A 13,335-nucleotide genomic window follows, 5' to 3' on the forward strand; every position below is an offset into this window, starting at 1 on the left:
GGCGCGGGTGTCACGGGCCGGTGAGGCGTGGATGCGAGGATGGAGCCATGACCGAGGCGACCTATGCACCCGACCGCGAGGTAGTGGAGATCTGCCGGGACATGATCCGGATCGACACCAGCAACTACGGTCCGGAGCGGGGGCCGGGGGAGCGGGCGGCGGCGGAGCACGTCGCGGCCCTGCTCGACGAGGTCGGCATCGCTTCCGAGCTGTTCGAGTCCGAGCCGGGGCGGACCTCGGTCGTGGCCCGGTGGGAGCCCGCCGGGGTGGACCCCGATGTCGCTCCGCTGCTGGTGCACGGCCACCTGGACGTGGTGCCGGCCAACGCCGACGACTGGGCGGTGCCGCCGTTCTCCGGCGAGATCAAGGACGGCTGCGTGTGGGGCCGGGGTGCGGTGGACATGAAGGACTTCAACGCCATGGTGCTGAGCGTGGTGCGGGCCCGGGCCGTGGCGGGTGTCGCGCCGCGGCGGCCCATCCGGCTGGTCTTCACCGCCGATGAGGAGGCCGGCAGCACCAAGGGGGCCCAGTGGTTGGTGGACCACCACCCGGAGACAGTCCGGGACTGCACCGAGGCGATCGGCGAGGTGGGCGGCTTCTCGCTGACGGTGAAGGACGACCTCCGGCTCTACCTGGTGCAGACCGCGGAGAAGGGCCTGGCGTGGCTGAACCTGATCGCCGACGGGACCGCGGGGCACGGCTCGATGCGCAACGCCGACAACGCGGTCACCGAGCTGGCCGGCGCTGTGGCGCGGATCGGCAGCTACGCCTGGCCGCACCGGATCACCGAGGCCCAGCGCGCCTTCCTTGAGGCCGTCTCGGATGCGTTCGAGATCGAGCTCGACCCCGACGAGGCCGAGCAGACCCTGACCCGGCTGGGCAGCATCGCCCGGATGGTTGGGGCCACCATGTCGAACACGGCCAACCCGACCATGCTGTCGGCCGGCTACAAGCACAATGTCATCCCGGGCCGCGCCACCGCGGCCATCGACGGTCGGTTCGTGCCTGGTGGTGAGGAGGAGTTCTTCGCCACCATCTCCCAGCTGATCGGGGACAAGGTCCGATACGAGGTGGTGAGCCGCCAGCCGTCGGTGGAGACCCAGTTCTCCGGCGCCCTGGTGGAGGCGATGCAGTCCTGTCTGCTGGCCGAGGACCCGTCGGCGCGGGCCGTCCCCTACCTGATGAGCGGCGGCACCGACGCCAAGGCCTGGGACCGGCTGGGCGTCCGCTGCTTCGGCTTCGCCCCGCTGCGGCTGCCTGCCGACCTTGACTTCGTCGGGATGTTCCACGGCGTCGACGAGCGGGTGCCGACCGACGCTCTCGAGTTCGGTGCTCGCGTACTGGACAGATTCCTCGCCGTCGCTTGAGCATCCGTCTAGGCTGACGCTCGATGAGAACGACAGCTACCCGGGCCAGGACGGTCGAGTATGAGGTTGAGCGGGTGCGCCTTGGCCGCCACGTCTCCCGCCGCGCCGTCCGCCAGCTGCTCACCGACCACGCCGAGTACGGCGGCTGGGAGCTCACCCGGCTACGGCGCTACGCCGACGGCACCCGCGAGGTGTGGATCCGCCGCAAGATCATCAAGGTCATGCCGAGCATCTGATGAGCAGGTGTGTGGGTCGGTGAGTGACCCTGCCGTACGGCACTGCTGCCGCCAGATGACCAGTCGGCTCGAGCACGTGTGTGCGCTGCATCCCAACCCGTTCGACTGTCCCGACCAGGTGGTGATCTATTCACCTCGGTTTCGTGAGTACGGGCTGATCATCCATGACGGCGGCACCGGAGTGATCTCGATCCGGTTCTGTCCCTGGTGCGGCAGCACCTTGCCGGTGTGATGGTGCGGTAGCACCCTGACGGTGTGATCGTGCAGGATCAACCGGTCCTGGCCACCATCGGGCCACCGGAGACGTCGTCCAGCGCGGTCGCGATCTCGGTCGGCAGGCTCTTGGCTTCGGTGTCCAGGCACGCCTTCAACTGGCCGGCGGTGCGGGCGCCCAGCAGCGGTGCGGTCACCAGCGGAGCGTCGCGGACCCAGAGCAGCGCCACCTCGAGCGGGGTCAGGTCCAGTCCGTCGGCCGCCTTGGCGACGGCTTCCACCACAGCGCGGGAACGGGTCTGAAGGTAGGGCTCGACGAACCAGGCGAAATGATCACTCGAGCCGCGCGACCCGCGGGGCGTGCCCCTGCGGTACTGGCCGGTCAGCACCCCGCGACCCAGCGGTGACCACGGGAAGAACCCGAGCCCGAAGGCCTCCACTGCCGGCAGCACCTCGACCTCGGCCCGCCGCGCCAGCAGCGAGTACTCCACCTGGGCGCTGACGACCGGCGTCCGGCCTGGGAAGGCGCGTTGCCAGGTGGCGGCCTGAGCCGTCTGCCAGCCGACGAAGTTGGAGATCCCGGCATAGCGCACCATGCCCTGTGCGACCGCATGATCCATCGCCGCCAGCGACTCCTCCAACGGTGCGTCGCCCCAGGCGTGGATCTGCCACAGGTCGATGTAGTCGGTGTTCAGCCGCCGCAGCGAGCCGGCGAGGTCACGGAGCAGGGCCCGCCGCGACGTGTCCACGATCCTTTTCCCGTTGCGGATGACGAAGCCCGCCTTGGTGGCGATCACCATGTCCTCTCGCCTTGACACCTCGGCGACCAGCCGGCCGATCAGCCGTTCCGCGTCGCCTGCGCCGTAGGCGGCCGCGGTGTCCAGCAGGGTGCCGCCCGCCTCGCAGAAGGATTCCAGCAGTGCGCGGGCCTCCTGGGCCGCGGTGTCGCGTCCCCACGTCATCGTGCCCAGGCCGAGCCGTGACACGGCCAACCCACTCGTACCGACCCGCCTGGTCTCCATGCAGAAGACCCTAACGTCTGCCTCTGGCCGGGCACTGAACGACTACGGTGGAGCCATGCGTCTCGGACTGAACCTCGGCTACCTGGTCGGCTCGGACGACCCGCAGGGACAGCTGCAGCTGACCCGCAGGGCGGAGGAGCTGGGCTTCGAGGTTGTCTGGGCCGCCGAGGCCTACGGATCCGACAGTCCCACTGTGCTGGCCTGGCTCGCCGCGCAGACCAGCAGAATCAAGGTCGGCGCTGCAGTGATGCAGATTCCCGCCCGCACTCCGGCGATGACGGCGATGACCGCTGCCAGCCTCGACGTGCTGACCCGCGGCCGGTTCGTGCTCGGTCTGGGCGTATCCGGTCCGCAGGTGTCGGAGGGTTGGCACGGCGTACGGTTCGACAAGCCGCTCGGCCGGACCCGCGAGTACATCGACATCGTCCGGGCCGCGCTGGCCCGACAGACGGTCACCTACCAGGGCGAGCACTACCAGCTGCCGCTGCCGGACGGCGCCGGCAAGCCGCTCAAGCTGACCATCGCCCCGTACGGCGATGACATTCCGCTTCATCTGGCGGCCGTCGGGCCGAAGAACCTCCAGCTGGCCGGTGAGCTGACGGACGGGTGGCTGGCCGTGTTCTATGCCCCGGACTTCGCCGGCGAGCAGCTCAGCCATGTCGCTGCCGGCCGGGCCAAGGTGGGCAGGAGCCTCGAGGGCTTCGATGTGGTGCCGACCCTGCCGCTGGTGGTGGGTGACGACGTGCAGCGCTGTGCCGACCCGGTCCGGGGCTACGCCGCGCTGTACCTCGGCGGGATGGGCAGCAGGGACAAGAACTTCTACAACAGGCTGGCCGTCCGGATGGGCTATGCCGACGCCGCCGCGGAGGTGCAGGACCTCTTCCTCGCGCGCCGCCATCGTGATGCGATGGCGGCCGTCCCGTTCGAGTTCATCGACAGGACCTCGTTGCTCGGTGACCGCCGTCGGATCAGCGCCGGCCTGCGCACCCTGGCCGAGTCGGGAGTCACCGTCTGCTCAGTCGCACCGTACGGCGCCACCCTGGGCGACAAGCTGGCGGCGCTCGACACCGTCCGCGAGGCCTACGACCTGGCCGGTCTGGGTCAGGGTCAGCCCTGAGGCAGCGGCTCCAGTACGCCGGTCAGCAGCAGTACGACCACCAGCACAGCCAGGCCGACGCGATAGACCACGAACGGCATGAAGCTGTGGGTGCTGACGTAGCGCAGCAGCCAGGCGATGACGACATAGCCGATGGCGAACGCGACCACGGTGGCCAGCGCGATCGGACCCCAGGCCGGCGGCACCGGGTCGCTGGAGATGTCGAAGAGCTTGAAGAACCCGGACCCGAGCACCGCGGGAATGGCCAGCAGGAACGAGTAGCGGGCGGCGGCCTCCCGCTTGTAGCCCATCGCCAGACCGGCGGTGATGGTCGCACCCGAGCGTGAGACGCCGGGGACGAGCGCCAGGGACTGGGCCAGCCCGAACAGGATGCCGTGCTTCCAGCTGAGGGAGACCAGCGGTCGGGTGTTCCGGGCGAAGTGGTCCACGACACCGATCACCAGACCGAAGCCGGCCATCATGGCTGCGGTGATCCACAGGTTGCGCAGCGCGTGGTCGATGGCGTCCTGGAACAGCAGGCCGAGTACGACGATCGGGATCGAGCCGATGATCACCAGCCAGCCCATCCGGACATCGGGATCGTCCTTGGGGGCCTTACCGATCAGAGCCTTGAACCAGGCGCCGATGATCCGCCCGATGTCCTTGCGGAAGTAGATGACCACAGCCGTCTCGGTGCCGATCTGGGTGATCGCCGTGAAGGCGGCGCCGGGATCCTTGCCACCGAAGAACTGCCCGACGATCGAGATGTGCGCGCTGGAGGAGATGGGGAGGAACTCCGTCAGCCCCTGCACGATGCCCAGCACAAGTGCCTCGAACCAACCCATGTTCCACGTACTCCTCGGTGTCTCTTCTGCTGCCTCAGGTGCGGGCCCGCTCCGGCCACAGTGACCCATCATGGACCTCGCGGAGCGCAGCACCAAGCCGCCACGTCGGCCGGTCCCGCGCTCTGTGCTTGTCGATGCACGCGCTCTGTGCTTGTGGAGCCGCGCGCTCTGAGCTTGTCGAAGAGCGGCGAGGCGCGCATGCTGATCATGTGGACGGGGGACCGCAGGATCCGATCAGCCGAAGGGCGATATTGCTGGCCGCTGTCGCCGGCGCGGTAGGCGTGGCCGCCCCGCCAGTGGCGGGCGACGTCGGGAGCCTGCGGGCCTCTGCCCAGACGACCGGTCACGCTCCGACGGCAGCCGACTGGCAGGCTCTGTCGACGGCCCTGCGTGGGCCGTTGTTCCGGCCCGGCGACCCGGGCTACGGCTCGGTGCGACGAACCTTCGACCCGCGGCGCGACAGTGCCCGTCCGATCGCGATCGCCCAAGTGGCGACGTCCTCAGACGTGTCCGTCACTCTCGCCTTCGCCCGTCGCCACCGACTGGCGATCCGGCCCCGTTCGGGTGGGCATTCGTACGTAGGCGACTCGACCGGCACCGGGGTTCTGGTCATCGACACCCGGCGGATGAACGCCCTCGCCTACGACCCGGCGAGGCACCGCCTCACAGTCGGCGCCGGCGCTCGGCTCGCCGCCGTGCACGAGCTGCTGGACCGGCACCGACGGACGATCCCCACCGGGACGTGCCCCACAGTCGGCGTTGCCGGTCTGACCTTGGGCGGTGGGATCGGTGCCGAGACGCGGCTCTACGGACTCACTCTCGATGCCGTGACCGCGATCCGGGTGGTGACTCCGGACGGCCGGGTGCGCCTGGTGTCGGCCAGTCGCGAACCGGACCTGTTCTGGGCCCTCCGCGGCGGTGGCGGTGACAACTTCGGCATCGTCACCCAGTTCGTTTTCCGCACGTTCCCAGCGCACTCGGCGCAGTTCTTCTTCCTGCGTTTCTCCCCGGCCGCTGCGGTGCACGTGATCCGCGGCTGGCAACGGCGACTGGGTGTGATGCCCCGTCATTGTTGGGCCAACGTGCACCTGGAGGCGGCCGGCGGGGCGGTCGTGCCACGGATCGTCGGCGTCGTCTGGGGCGGCTCGGCCAGGACCGAGGCGAACGCCCTGATCGAGGCCATCGGGCGGGCACCAGTCGCCGTCTCATATGCATCCCGGTCGCACCGCGATGCCGTGGCGTTGCTGGCGGGGCCACGCGGTTCGGTGCGGCAGTCCTGGTCCGCCGGCTCAGACATCATCGGCAGGCCGCTGAGCAGGGCGAAGGCGACAGCTCTGGTGGCCGTCGTTCAGGACCGGGCCAGGACCGGCCAGCCGGGCGTCGCGATCCTCGACCCACTCGGAGGTGCCGTCCGGGACGGGTCCAGGGCCACGTCCTGTTTCCCATGGCGGCACTCGATGGCCACCGTGCAGTGGTACGTCGGGTTGCCCAGCACGGCCAGCGGTGCCGCGGTCAGGTCCGCGCAGGCCTTCATCCGGCGAGGCCACGCCTCGCTCGGTCGATCCTCGGTCGGCGGCTACGTCAACTACCTGGAACGGGGCCGGCCACTGGCGGACTACTACGGCAGCAGTTGGAGCGGGCTGGTCAAGGTCAGTCGCAGGTATGACCCTGCCGGGATGTTCTCCTCGAGGTACTCGATCCCGGGCTGATGCCACCAGGTCATCGCTCACCCCGACGGATCGGTCAGACTGACCAGATGACCATCCACTCCTCGCACCCGTTCCTCCCCCCCGAGGACGAGCGGGAGCCGCTGCGGCGCCTTCGCGGTCGGATGCCAGCCCCGGTGACGGTCTGGACGAGCGCGGACGCCGACCGGAGGGCCGGCTGGACGGTGTCGTCGGTGCTGTTCGCCGACGGCAGCCCGGCTGAGCTGGTCGGGCTGGTCGACGAGGATTCCGATCTCTGGGAGCTCGCCAGCGAGACCCGCGTCCTGGCGGTCAGCCTGCTGGGTTGGCGGCATCGGGGGCTGGCTGACGCCTTTGCCGGGATGGCGCCGGCCCCGGGCGGACCCTTCCGGCTGGCCAACTGGACCTCGACCGACTGGGGGCCGGTGCTGAGCGACACCTCTGGCTGGCTGGGCGCGAGGCTGCTCGACGGCGACCCTGACCATGCCGGCTGGGGGTTGCTGGTCCGGGCCCGCATCGAACGGGTGGAGCTCGGGGAGGTCGATCCGGATGGTGCACTGGCCCACCTGCGCGGTCGTTACCGCGCGCTCGACCAGCCGAGCTGACCACCCCCGCAGGGCGCTACCGCACCGGCAGCTCCGATGGCGTGGCACTAATCTCACAGGTATGACCACCGTTCTGCTGATCCGCCACGGCCGCACCACCGCCAACAGCACCGGCGTGCTGGCGGGTCGCACGCCGGGTGTCGGGCTGGACGAGACGGGCGTCCAGCAGGCCCGCGAGGTGGGTGGTCGGATCGCCACGATCCCGCTGCGCGCCCTCGTCACGTCACCCCTGCGGCGGTGTCGGCAGACGACCCAGGCGCTGGTGACGGCTCGCGGGGACGGCTGCCCGGTGTCGGTGGAACAGGGGCTGATCGAGTGCGGCTACGGCGAGTGGACCGGACGATCGCTGCGCGACCTGAGCAAGGAGAAGCTCTGGCAGACCGTGCAGCAGCAGCCGTCCGCGGTGCGGTTCCCGGCCGGTGAGTCGATGACCGAGATGTCGGCGCGCGCCATCGGCACGGTCCGGGGCTGGGACCAGCGGCTGGCTGACACCGTAGGCGACGACGCCGTCTGGGCTGCGGTGTCGCACGGCGACGTGATCAAGGCCGTGCTGGCCGACGCGCTCGGTATGCATCTGGACGCCTTCCAGCGGATCATCGTCGACCCGGCATCGGTGTCGGTGATCCGTTACACCGCCACCCGGCCCTACGTGTTGACCATGAACTCGCAGACCGCAGAACTGGCGACCTTCTTCCGCCAGCCTGCGAAGAAGAAGACGTCTCGCGCGAGGACCCGGAAGGCTGCCGACGACGCACCGATCGGTGGCGGCATGGGAGCCGAAGAGGTGGTCGAGGCATGACGGCCCGTCGGCCGGGCGAGCGTTTCCGGATTGACCGGCTGGCATAGGCTTCCACTATGGCGATTCTTGTGCACCGCTATGACAGCCCTGACCGGTTCGTTGCCGGGACGGTCGGTCAGCCCGGGGAGCGGACCTTCTTCCTGCAGGCCCGGGAGGGGAACCGGATCACCAGCGTCGCGTGCGAGAAGCAGCAGGTCTCTGTTCTGGCCGAGCATCTGGAACGGGTTCTGGACGAGGTGCGGCGACGGACCGAGGGTGCGGTCGAGGTGCCTCCGGCGAGTGCGAAGGCCCACGACACCCAGCCGCTCGACGCGCCGATCACCGAGGAGTTCCGGGTCGGCACGATGACGATCGCCTGGGATCCCCAGGCGGATCGGATCGTGATCGAGCTGTTCGCCAACGTCGACTCCGACGAAGAGCCAGACACTGCCGCCGAGGTCGCTGCGACCGAGCTGGAGTCGGCCGAGGTCGAGGCCGATGAGGTGTTCGTGGTCAGGATCACTCCGGCGTACGCCCGCGACTTCGTTGCGCGGGCGCAGGCCCTGGTGGCAGCCGGCCGGCCCGCCTGCCCGTTCTGTCTGCAACCGATCGACCCGACCGGGCACATCTGCCCGCGGGCGAACGGTTACCGCCGTCCGCTGTTCGACCAGTGAGCCGACCGTGAGCTCGGACCCGGCCCCGGCTGAGCCGGTCGGGCCACGGCATCCCGCGCTGACCACCGAGCTGGCCGACGGTGAGCTGGAGGTGACCGGTCGGCTGCTGCAGGCCTCCAACGCCACCTTCCTGGCCACTCTGCACAGCGCTGGCTCGGATGTCCAGTGCGTCTACAAGCCGATGAAGGGGGAACGTCCGCTGTGGGACTTCCCCGAGCACACCCTCGCGCTGCGCGAGGTGGCGGCCTACGAGGTTTCCCGGCTGGGCGGCTTCGACCTCGTCCCGGTGACGGTGCTGGTCGACGGCCCGGTCGGGGTCGGGTCGCTGCAGGTCTGGGTGGAGGAGGACGAGGAGGATCCTGAGCCGCTGGTCGACATCGTCTCGTCGGCCCAGGTTCCGCGGCCGGGGTACTTCGACGTCGTCGAGGGTCTGGACGCGCGGGACCGCCCCGTCGCCGTGGTGCACGCCGATCACCCGCGGTTGCGGCTGATGGCGACCTTCGACGCGTTGATCAACAACGCCGACCGCAAGGGAGGCCACATCCTGGCCAGTGCCGGTGCCGTCTTCGGGGTCGACCACGGCATCAGCTTCCACACCGAACCAAAGTTGCGGACGCTGCTGTGGGGGTGGGCCGGGAAGCCGCTGGAGCGGCAGGCGATCGAGGCCGTGGGCCGGGTCCGTGCGGATGCCGCCAGCCTGCTCGAGTCGCTGCTCTCGGCTCAGGAGATCGACGCCCTGCTGTGGCGTGCCGACCGACTGCTCGGCGAGGGCTGTCTGCCGCAACCGGGCGACGACTGGCCGTCCATTCCCTGGCCCCCCTTCTGAGCCGTCCCCGTTCGGATCCGCCCCCCGATCGGATTCGGGCCGGCAGATAGGCTGCATCGCATGCAGGCTTGGAACTCTCCTCCCGTCCGTCGACTTCAGCGCCCAGCCAGCACTCCGGCGCTCGAGCTGTTCGACACGGCGTCGCAGTCCCTCCAGCCGGCCGCACCGGGCAGTAGCCAGGGCGTCGCCACCCTGTACGTGTGTGGGATCACGCCTTACGACGCCACCCACATGGGGCACGCCAATACCTACGTCTCGTTCGACCTGCTCAACCGGGTCTGGCGTGACAGCGGTCACCGGGTCAACTATGTGCAGAACGTGACCGACGTCGACGACCCCCTGCTGGAGCGGGCGGCGGCGACCGGGATCGACTGGGTGGATCTCGCCGAGCGGGAGACGCAGTTGTTCCGCGACGACATGACGGCACTCAATGTCATCGCTCCAGAGCACTACGTGGGCGCGGTGGAGTCGATCCCGCTGGTGATCGAGCTGATCCAGCGGCTGGAGCAGCGCGGCGCGGTCTACCGGGTCGATGACGCCGAGCACCCCGACCTGTACTTCAGCTGCGGGGCCGATGACGAGTTCGGGTCGCTGGCCCATCTCCCGGACGCGGAGGCGCTGGAGATCTTCCGCGAACGCGGCGGTGACCCGGACCGTCCTGGCAAGAAGCACCCGTTGGACTGTCTGCTGTGGCTGCAGCAGCGCCCCGGGGAGCCGGGTTGGGACAGCCCGTTCGGACGCGGTCGACCTGGCTGGCACATAGAGTGCACGGCCATCGCGCTCGCCCTGCTCGGCACCGGCTTCGACGTGCAGGCCGGCGGCAGCGACCTGGTCTTCCCGCACCACGAGATGTGCGCGGCCGAGGGACGGGTCGCCACCGGTCAGCCGTTCGCCCGGCTCTACGTCCACAGCGGGATGGTCGGCCTGGACGGGGAGAAGATGTCGAAGTCGAAGGGCAACCTGGTCCTGGTCTCGCAGCTGCGCGAGCGGGGCGAGGATCCGATGGCGATCCGGCTGGCCCTGCTGGCCAACCACTACCGCTCCGAATGGACCTGGACCTCGGAGTTGCTCGAGTCGGCCCGGCGGCGGCTGGCGCTGTGGCGTGAAGCGGTCCGGCTGGACTCCGGCCTCAACGCCGCACCGGTGGTCGAAGCCGTCCGCGCGGCGCTGGCCGACGACCTCGACGCCCCGGCCGCGCTGGCAGCGGTGGACGCCTGGGCCGGCGCCTCGACCGCGATCGACTCCGACGACTCGGAGGCGCCGACGCTGGTCGCCCAGGTCTGCGACGCCCTCCTCGGCGTACGCCTGTGACCTCGGCGTCTCGGTTCGCCACTGTCTTCCTGGGGTGCCGGTTGGTCAGTCCGCCGCTGACTGAATAGACTGCTGGGCGACGAGTGAACAACTCGCGCGTGTTCCGGGGTCGGTGCAATTCCGAGCCGGCGGTACAGTCCGCGACCCGATCGCAGCCAGCGATCGGCTGATGTGGTGAAACTCCACAACCGACGGTGAAAGTCCGGATGGGAGGATCACGCGAGTGCGTCACCGCTGCCCGCTGGCGGCCGGTGATGTCTCTATCGCCCCGGTGCCTGCGCGACCGGATGAGTGGAGAGACTGATGGACATCTCGGAACTGCTTCTGAGGTTTGCGAACGCCCAGCTCGACCTCGGTCTCGGCAAGCCCATTCTGTGGCGCGAGATCGTCGGCAACGGCTTTGGACTGGCCAGCGCACTGCTGGGCATGCGGCGCAGGGTGGCCGCCTGGCCGATCGGGATCATCGGCAACATCGTGCTGTTCACGGTCTTCCTCGGCGGTGTCTTCCACACCCCCCAGAACCTCGACCTGTGGGGCCAGGCCGGTCGGCAGATCTTCTTCTTCATCGTCAGCGTCTACGGCTGGTACCGGTGGTACCAGTACCGCAAGAACGGCTCCGAGGGCGGGGTCGGGGTCACACCCCGCTGGGCCGGTCGCCGAGGCCTGGTCGAGCTCGCCGTGGGCGCTGTGGTGCTCTACGCCTCCTTCTACTTCATCCTCAAGGCACTCGGCTCCTGGGGACCGCTGGCCGACGCCTGGATCCTCACCGGCTCGGTGCTGGCGACATACGGGATGGCGCGCGGCTGGGTCGAGTTCTGGCTGATCTGGATCGCGGTCGACCTCGTCGGCGTACCGCTGCTGCTGACAGCCCAGTACTATCCGTCGGCGATCATGTACGCGGTCTACGGCGCCTTCTGTGTGATCGGTTTCGTCTCCTGGTGGCGGATCCAGCGTCGTGAACGGGCCGTTCGGCCCGGTGACGCCGGAGCCGACCAGGAGGTGCTGACGCAGCCGTTAGGCTGAGTCGGTGACCTACAAGACCTTCGACTCGCTCTTCCAGGAGCTCAGCGACAAGGCAGCCAACCGTCCGGCCGGATCCGCGACCGTGGCGAGCCTGGATGCGGGTGTGCACCAGATCGGGAAGAAGATCGTCGAGGAGGCGGCCGAGGTGTGGATGGCTGCGGAGTACCAGTCCACAGCGGAGGCGGCCGAGGAGATCAGCCAGCTGCTCTACCACCTGCAGGTGATGATGCTGTCGCTCGGTCTTGACCTCGAAGACGTGTACGCCCACCTCTGAGCGGCTGGGTAGATTGAGCGTCGTGAACTCCCACCGTCCGCCCAGATCGTCGGCCAGCCTGCTCAGAGTCGCCGTCCCCAACAAGGGCTCCCTCTCCGAGGCGGCAGCCGCGATGCTCCGCGAGGCCGGCTATGCGCAGCGGTCCGACGCCAAAGAGCTGGTCCTGCTGGACGAGGCCAACGGGGTGGAGTTCTTCTACCTCCGTCCGCGCGACATCGCCGTCTACGTCGGCGAGGGGACGCTGGACGTCGGCATCACCGGTCGGGACATGCTGGTGGACAGCGGTGCCAAGGCCACCGAGGTGCGTCCGCTTGGCTTCGCCCGCAGCCGGTTCCGGTTCGCCGCCCCGGCGGGCGCCGAGCTGACCGTCGAGAAGCTGCACGGCCTGCGGTTGGCCACGTCCTACCCGGGTCTGGTGCAGAGCTACCTCGCAGAGCACGGCGTCAGCACCCGGATGATCAAGCTGGACGGAGCGGTCGAGACAGCCATCCGGCTCGGGGTGGCCGATGTCATCGCCGACGTGGTCGAGACCGGCACGACGCTGCGACAGAACGGGCTGGAACTGTTCGGCGAGCCGATCCTGGAGTCGGAGGGCATCCTGATCCGCCGCTCGGAGGCCGAGCCCCCGGTCGGGCTGGAGCCTCTGGTGCGGCGCCTCAACGGCGTGATGGTGGCGCGAAACTACGTGATGATGGACTATGACGCGTCCGCCGACATCGTCGACAAGGCCTCCGAGATCACCCCGGGGCTGGAGTCGCCGACCGTCTCGCCGCTGGCCCGAGAGGGCTGGTACGCGGTCCGGGCGATGGTGCCGCGCAAGGACGCCCAGCAACTGATGGACGACCTGTGGGAGCTCGGCGCCAGGGCCATCCTGGTCACCGACATCGCCGCATGCCGGTTGTAGCGCCGGTGGTGTTCCGCCCGTTCCGGTTGAGGATCGTGGCCGTGATCTTCACCGTCGCCCTGGTGGTGCTCTGCGCGGTCGGCTGGGTCGCCCTGCCGCCTCATCTCAGGGCGGGTTTCACCTTCTCGCAGCTCTTGACGCTGCTGGCGATTCTCGGCTTCCTCGTGTTCGCGATGATCACCATGGCCGCGAGTGCGGTCTGGGCGGACGCGGATGGGCTGCTGCTCCGCAACGGGCTGCGCCGGCACCGGGTGGAATGGTCGCGAGTGCATACGATCCTGCTGCGACCCGGCGACCCGTGGGCGCTGCTGCTGCTCAAGCCGAGCGACGGGCGCCCGTTCCAGGTCGACCTGGACGCCGAGAAGAGACAGTTGATGGGCATCCAGGCCAGCGACGGACCGCGTGCGGTGCGGGCGGTCGAGGAGCTTCGCGCGCGGCACCGCGCGTTCCTGGCGTCGCACTGACCCCCGGCTCGG

16 protein-coding genes and 1 riboswitch are annotated in these 13,335 nt (G+C 69.4%); of the genes, 14 read left to right on the forward strand and 2 right to left on the reverse strand.

Features of this window, described 5'->3' with window-relative positions:
- Window positions 1–47: 47 nt before the first annotated feature.
- From JOE57_RS16780 to JOE57_RS16790, 3 genes are read left to right on the forward strand one after another with little or no spacing between them, the layout of a single operon-like run.
- Window positions 48–1,367 (forward strand): M20/M25/M40 family metallo-hydrolase, encoded by a 1,320-nt coding sequence (locus JOE57_RS16780; protein WP_204919732.1) that lies wholly within the window; start codon window positions 48–50, stop codon window positions 1,365–1,367.
- 23 nt (window positions 1,368–1,390) lie between these two features.
- Window positions 1,391–1,603: a DUF5703 family protein gene (locus JOE57_RS16785; RefSeq protein WP_204919733.1), complete on the forward strand. Its 213-nt coding sequence runs from the start codon at window positions 1,391–1,393 to the stop codon at window positions 1,601–1,603.
- Between the two features lie 19 nt (window positions 1,604–1,622).
- Window positions 1,623–1,835 carry a DUF6980 family protein gene (locus JOE57_RS16790; protein ID WP_204919734.1) on the forward strand — a complete coding sequence of 71 codons (213 nt, stop codon included), beginning with the start codon at window positions 1,623–1,625 and terminating at the stop codon, window positions 1,833–1,835.
- A 37-nt stretch (window positions 1,836–1,872) separates the two neighbouring features.
- On the opposite strand, the gene JOE57_RS16795 is transcribed toward JOE57_RS16790, so the two are convergent.
- Window positions 1,873–2,838, reverse strand: coding sequence for an aldo/keto reductase (locus JOE57_RS16795; protein WP_204919735.1), 966 nt, complete (start codon window positions 2,836–2,838; stop codon window positions 1,873–1,875).
- 55 nt (window positions 2,839–2,893) lie between these two features.
- Here JOE57_RS16795 and JOE57_RS16800 point away from each other — a divergent pair, with 55 nt between their 5' ends.
- Window positions 2,894–3,955, forward strand: a complete 1,062-nt coding sequence (locus JOE57_RS16800) for an LLM class F420-dependent oxidoreductase (protein WP_204919736.1) — start codon at window positions 2,894–2,896, stop codon at window positions 3,953–3,955.
- Here the strand turns inward: JOE57_RS16800 and JOE57_RS16805 are convergent.
- Entirely contained in the window at window positions 3,946–4,779 is an 834-nt protein-coding gene (locus JOE57_RS16805; protein WP_204919738.1) for an undecaprenyl-diphosphate phosphatase, read from the reverse strand. The genes JOE57_RS16800 and JOE57_RS16805 overlap by 10 nt on opposite strands.
- Before the next feature lie 209 nt (window positions 4,780–4,988).
- Here JOE57_RS16805 and JOE57_RS16810 point away from each other — a divergent pair, with 209 nt between their 5' ends.
- The 10 genes from JOE57_RS16810 to JOE57_RS16855 all read left to right on the forward strand — a co-directional run bounded on the left by JOE57_RS16810 (window position 4,989) and on the right by JOE57_RS16855 (window position 13,323).
- Window positions 4,989–6,488 carry an FAD-binding protein gene (locus JOE57_RS16810; RefSeq protein WP_204919740.1) on the forward strand — a complete coding sequence of 500 codons (1,500 nt, stop codon included), beginning with the start codon at window positions 4,989–4,991 and terminating at the stop codon, window positions 6,486–6,488.
- Between the two features lie 47 nt (window positions 6,489–6,535).
- Entirely contained in the window at window positions 6,536–7,069 is a 534-nt protein-coding gene (locus JOE57_RS16815) for a flavin reductase family protein (RefSeq protein WP_204919742.1), read from the forward strand.
- A gap of 61 nt (window positions 7,070–7,130) precedes the next feature.
- The gene (locus JOE57_RS16820) at window positions 7,131–7,868 is read left to right on the forward strand and encodes an MSMEG_4193 family putative phosphomutase (protein WP_204919743.1); all 738 of its coding nucleotides are present in this window, start codon (window positions 7,131–7,133) and stop codon (window positions 7,866–7,868) included.
- Window positions 7,869–7,924: 56 nt separating this feature from the next.
- Complete coding sequence (locus JOE57_RS16825) at window positions 7,925–8,521, forward strand: DUF3090 domain-containing protein (protein ID WP_204919745.1); 597 nt, start codon at window positions 7,925–7,927, stop codon at window positions 8,519–8,521.
- A gap of 7 nt (window positions 8,522–8,528) precedes the next feature.
- Window positions 8,529–9,347 carry an SCO1664 family protein gene (locus tag JOE57_RS16830; RefSeq protein ID WP_338041359.1) on the forward strand — a complete coding sequence of 273 codons (819 nt, stop codon included), beginning with the start codon at window positions 8,529–8,531 and terminating at the stop codon, window positions 9,345–9,347.
- A 60-nt stretch (window positions 9,348–9,407) separates the two neighbouring features.
- On the forward strand, window positions 9,408–10,658 hold the full coding sequence (gene mshC / locus JOE57_RS16835) for a cysteine--1-D-myo-inosityl 2-amino-2-deoxy-alpha-D-glucopyranoside ligase (protein ID WP_204919747.1): 1,251 nt from the start codon (window positions 9,408–9,410) through the stop codon (window positions 10,656–10,658).
- A 95-nt stretch (window positions 10,659–10,753) separates the two neighbouring features.
- A riboswitch (FMN riboswitch) is annotated at window positions 10,754–10,880 on the forward strand.
- Window positions 10,881–10,967: 87 nt separating this feature from the next.
- Window positions 10,968–11,681: a nicotinamide riboside transporter PnuC gene (gene pnuC / locus JOE57_RS16840; RefSeq protein WP_204920539.1), complete on the forward strand. Its 714-nt coding sequence runs from the start codon at window positions 10,968–10,970 to the stop codon at window positions 11,679–11,681.
- A 4-nt stretch (window positions 11,682–11,685) separates the two neighbouring features.
- Entirely contained in the window at window positions 11,686–11,955 is a 270-nt protein-coding gene (locus JOE57_RS16845; RefSeq protein WP_204919748.1) for a phosphoribosyl-ATP diphosphatase, read from the forward strand.
- 22 nt (window positions 11,956–11,977) lie between these two features.
- Complete coding sequence (hisG, locus tag JOE57_RS16850; RefSeq protein WP_420827688.1) at window positions 11,978–12,859, forward strand: ATP phosphoribosyltransferase; 882 nt, start codon at window positions 11,978–11,980, stop codon at window positions 12,857–12,859.
- Window positions 12,847–13,323, forward strand: a complete 477-nt coding sequence (locus JOE57_RS16855) for a PH domain-containing protein (protein ID WP_204919749.1) — start codon at window positions 12,847–12,849, stop codon at window positions 13,321–13,323. The genes hisG and JOE57_RS16855 overlap by 13 nt, the downstream gene beginning before the upstream one ends.
- The last annotated feature ends 12 nt before the right edge of the window (window positions 13,324–13,335 follow it).

Source organism: Microlunatus panaciterrae, assembly GCF_016907535.1.
In the GTDB taxonomy this organism is placed as follows: Bacteria; Actinomycetota; Actinomycetes; order Propionibacteriales; family Propionibacteriaceae; genus Microlunatus; species Microlunatus panaciterrae.

Bases quoted from the DNA above. Each gene is read 5' to 3' on its own strand.
- JOE57_RS16780 (WP_204919732.1), top strand. From the start codon at position 48: ATGACCGAGGCGACCTATGCACCCGACCGCGAGGTAGTGGAGATCTGC.
- JOE57_RS16785 (WP_204919733.1), top strand. From the start codon at position 1,391: ATGAGAACGACAGCTACCCGGGCCAGGACGGTCGAGTATGAGGTTGAG.
- JOE57_RS16795 (WP_204919735.1), bottom strand. From the start codon at position 2,838: ATGGAGACCAGGCGGGTCGGTACGAGTGGGTTGGCCGTGTCACGGCTC.
- JOE57_RS16800 (WP_204919736.1), top strand. From the start codon at position 2,894: ATGCGTCTCGGACTGAACCTCGGCTACCTGGTCGGCTCGGACGACCCG.
- JOE57_RS16805 (WP_204919738.1), bottom strand. From the start codon at position 4,779: ATGGGTTGGTTCGAGGCACTTGTGCTGGGCATCGTGCAGGGGCTGACG.
- JOE57_RS16815 (WP_204919742.1), top strand. From the start codon at position 6,536: ATGACCATCCACTCCTCGCACCCGTTCCTCCCCCCCGAGGACGAGCGG.
- JOE57_RS16820 (WP_204919743.1), top strand. From the start codon at position 7,131: ATGACCACCGTTCTGCTGATCCGCCACGGCCGCACCACCGCCAACAGC.
- JOE57_RS16825 (WP_204919745.1), top strand. From the start codon at position 7,925: ATGGCGATTCTTGTGCACCGCTATGACAGCCCTGACCGGTTCGTTGCC.
- mshC (WP_204919747.1), top strand. From the start codon at position 9,408: ATGCAGGCTTGGAACTCTCCTCCCGTCCGTCGACTTCAGCGCCCAGCC.
- JOE57_RS16855 (WP_204919749.1), top strand. From the start codon at position 12,847: ATGCCGGTTGTAGCGCCGGTGGTGTTCCGCCCGTTCCGGTTGAGGATC.